4 protein-coding genes are annotated in these 3,241 nt (G+C 62.7%); all 4 read left to right on the top strand.

Annotation, left to right across the window (positions count from 1 at the left end; genetic code table 11):
- A partial coding sequence (locus GJ699_RS35070; RefSeq protein ID WP_195763719.1) for a flagellar hook-length control protein FliK occupies positions 1 to 913 on the top strand: 913 nt, incomplete at its 5' end.
- 203 nt (positions 914 to 1,116) lie between these two features.
- Positions 1,117 to 1,635, top strand: a complete 519-nt coding sequence (fliL, locus tag GJ699_RS33805; protein ID WP_154383801.1) for a flagellar basal body-associated protein FliL — start codon at positions 1,117 to 1,119, stop codon at positions 1,633 to 1,635.
- A 23-nt stretch (positions 1,636 to 1,658) separates the two neighbouring features.
- Entirely contained in the window at positions 1,659 to 2,639 is a 981-nt protein-coding gene (gene fliM, locus GJ699_RS33800; protein ID WP_154383800.1) for a flagellar motor switch protein FliM, read from the top strand.
- An 18-nt stretch (positions 2,640 to 2,657) separates the two neighbouring features.
- A complete protein-coding gene (gene fliN, locus GJ699_RS33795) occupies positions 2,658 to 3,092 on the top strand; it encodes a flagellar motor switch protein FliN (protein WP_154383799.1) in 435 nt (144 codons plus the stop codon).
- Positions 3,093 to 3,241: the final 149 nt, after the last annotated feature.

Here is a 3,241-nt window from a genome sequence, read left to right as displayed (position 1 = left end):
GGCCGCCGCAGCCGCCGCCAAGGCCGCCGCCGGCGCCAGCGCCAGCGCCAACACCAGCGCCAGCACCGATACCCAAGCCGTCGCGGCCACCACCGTTCCGGTCGCGCCGGCCACCACGGCCGACACCAAGCCGGACCAACCTGCCGACGCCACCGTGGCCGACGCCGCACCGAAAACCGGCGCCGACGTCATCAATCGCATTGAAACCAAGGCCACCACGGCCGGCGAGACACAGCCGCAGGTATCGCAAACCCAGCAGAGCCAACAGACCCAGCAGACCAGCGCCGATCCGGCCCAGCTGGCCGCCAGCCAGAAAGCTACCACCACAGTCAATGCCGAAGCCACCGCCGCGCTGAAGGAGCAGGCCGCGATCACCATCGCGCCGACCGCCAGCCATGCGACGCAGGAACTGGCCAAGGCCGCGACCAGCGTCGCCACCGACAAGCTCAGCAGCCGGGTCGGCAGCCAGGCGTGGGACCAGCAACTGGGCCAGAAAATCGTCTTCATGGCGGCTGGCGGCGAACAAAGCGCCACCATGGAACTGAATCCGCCCGATCTCGGCCCGCTGCAAGTGGTGCTGAGCGTGAACAAGGACCAGGCCACCGCCGCCTTCACCTCGGCCACGCCGGAAGTGCGCCAGGCGCTGGAAAACGCCCTGCCCAAGCTGAAAGAGATGATGAGCGACGCCGGCATCCAGCTCGGCAGCGCGACCGTGTCGGCCGGAACGTCGGATCAAAGCAACAACGCCTATAGCCAGCAGGCCAGCACCGCGCAGAGCGGCGGTGGTGGCGGTGGCGGCCGCTCCGGTTCGGGCGCCAGCTATGGCAGCGACAGCGGCAGCGATGCCGAAGTCACGCGCAGCGCGCCGCCGGTACGCCGCTTGCCGGCCGGCGCGGTCGATACTTTCGCCTGATTAGCCACATGCCGCCATCAACCGGGACCGGCGTCAGCGCCCCTCCCGGTTTTGTTGTCTGTTACACTACGGAAACGTCAAGCAGCGCTGTGATCGCCTCTCTATTCGGCGTATCTCGCTGCCCATGTACAACTGATAATGACATAATGGCGGCGTGAACCACTTCCGCTGCATGAAGGGCTATTTTGAAAGCGAACCCAAAAATGAAAGCCGATCAGAAAGTTGAAGCGCCTGCGGGCGGTGGCAGCAAAAAACTGATCATCATCATCCTGGCACTGGTTCTGGTCTTGGGGGCCGGCGGTGGCGGGGCAGCCTGGTTCTTCTTGCACGGCAAGGCCGATGCCGAGGACCATGACGAAGCGCCGGCCAAGAAGGGGAAAAAGGCCAAGAAGCCGGTCGGTCCGCCGGAATATCTGCCGGTCGAGCCGTTCACCGTCAATCTGCAGCCGGGCGAGAGTGGCGCCGATCAGTATCTGCAGGTGGCGTTCACGCTGGAAGTGGGCGGCCTGGAGGAAAAGGAAAACGTCAAGGCCAATATGGCCAAGGTGCGCAGCCGCATGCTGTTGCTGCTGTCGAGCAAGCACGCGGCCGACATCAACACGCCGGAAGGCAAGGTGGCGCTGGCCAAGGAAATCGTTACCCAGTTGCGTGAACCGTTCGAGGACCGCGGTTCGCCGCAGGAAATCGAAGACGTGTTGTTCACATCCTTCATCATTCAGTAATCACGTAGAAAATAAGCGGAATCATGGCTGATAATTTTCTCTCCCAGGAAGAAGTCGATGCCCTTCTGAAGGGCGTCAACGGCGATCAGGACGACGTTGCGGCGGCGGAAGACGTTGCGGGAGTACGAACCTATAACCTGGCGACCCAGGAACGGATCGTGCGTGGGCGTATGCCGACGCTGGAAATTATCAACGAACGTTTCGCCCGCCTGCTGCGGGTCGGCCTGTTCAACTTCCTGCGCCGCAGCGCCGAGGTGTCGGTGGGTTCGGTGCGGGTATCGAAATATTCCGAATTCATCCGCAACCTGGTGGTGCCGACCAACCTGAATCTGGTGCACATGAAGCCGCTGCGCGGCACCGCGCTGATGGTGTTCGATCCGGGCCTGGTGTTCCTGCTGGTGGACAATCTGTTCGGCGGCGACGGCCGTTTCCACACCCGCGTCGAGGGCCGCGACTTTACCCAGACCGAGCAGCGCATCATCCTGCGCATCCTGGACATCGTGTTCGAGGCCTACACCAAGTCGTGGGAACCGGTGTATCCGGTCGAGTTCGAATACATCCGCTCCGAAATGAATACCCAGTTCGCCAACATCGCCACCCCGAACGAGGTGGTGGTGGCGTCCACCTTCACCGTCGAGCTGGGCTCGGTGTCGGGCCAGATCCACTTCTGCATGCCGTATTCGATGATCGAGCCGATCCGCGATTCGCTGACCTCCAGCCTGCAGGGCGAGGCGCTGGAAGTCGACAAGCGCTGGATCCGCCTGATGACGCAGCAGATCCAGATCGCCGAAGTGGAAGTGGTGGCCTCGCTGGGCACGGCCAAGGTCAATTTCGACGAGATCCTGAACATGCGGGTGGGCGACATCATCCCGCTGTCGATCCCGGAATTCATCTCCGCCACGGTGGATGGGGTGCCGGTGATGGATTGCAGCTATGGTGTGATGAACGGCCAGTACGCGCTCAAGGTCGAGAAACTGCTGGCCAACACCGATAACCTTAAATAAGTAAAAACGGAGAGAATCATGTCGGACAACCAAGACGATCAACCGCTGGACGAAGACGATCCATGGGGTGCGGCGATCGCCGAACAAGCGCAGGCGGAAGCCGCCGCGCTGGAAAAGCAACAGGCCGCGCAAGCGGCCAGCGCCGCCGTGTTCAAGGACTTTTCCAACACCCCCAACAAGACAGAGACGCATAACGATATCGATTTCATCCTCGATATCCCGGTGCAGCTGACGGTCGAACTGGGCCGGACCAAGATCGCCATCAAGAACCTGCTGCAATTGGCGCAGGGCTCGGTGGTGGAACTGGATGGCCTGGCCGGGGAACCGATGGATGTGTTGGTCAACGGCTGCCTGATCGCCCAGGGCGAGGTGGTGGTGGTCAACGACAAATTCGGTATCCGCCTGACCGACATCATCACGCCGTCCGAACGTATCCGAAAATTGAATAAATGAAGCACGGACTGATCTTTACTCTGCTCTGCGCGGCGGCCCTGGCCGCCGCGCCTGCGATGGCCCAGCGCAGCGTCTCGGGCACCATTGGCGGCAGTCATGCCGCCACCGGCGCCGCCGCTCCGGCTGCCGCGGCCGCCCCTGCCGCTGCC

It is taken from the genome of Duganella guangzhouensis (assembly GCF_009674535.1).
Taxonomy (GTDB): Bacteria; Pseudomonadota; Gammaproteobacteria; order Burkholderiales; family Burkholderiaceae_D; genus Rugamonas; species Rugamonas guangzhouensis.
Note: the sequence above shows the minus strand (reverse complement) of the source record. Positions and strands in the feature narration are given on the sequence as shown.

Bases quoted from the DNA above. Each gene is read 5' to 3' on its own strand.
- fliL (WP_154383801.1), top strand. From the start codon at position 1,117: ATGAAAGCCGATCAGAAAGTTGAAGCGCCTGCGGGCGGTGGCAGCAAA.
- fliM (WP_154383800.1), top strand. From the start codon at position 1,659: ATGGCTGATAATTTTCTCTCCCAGGAAGAAGTCGATGCCCTTCTGAAG.
- fliN (WP_154383799.1), top strand. From the start codon at position 2,658: ATGTCGGACAACCAAGACGATCAACCGCTGGACGAAGACGATCCATGG.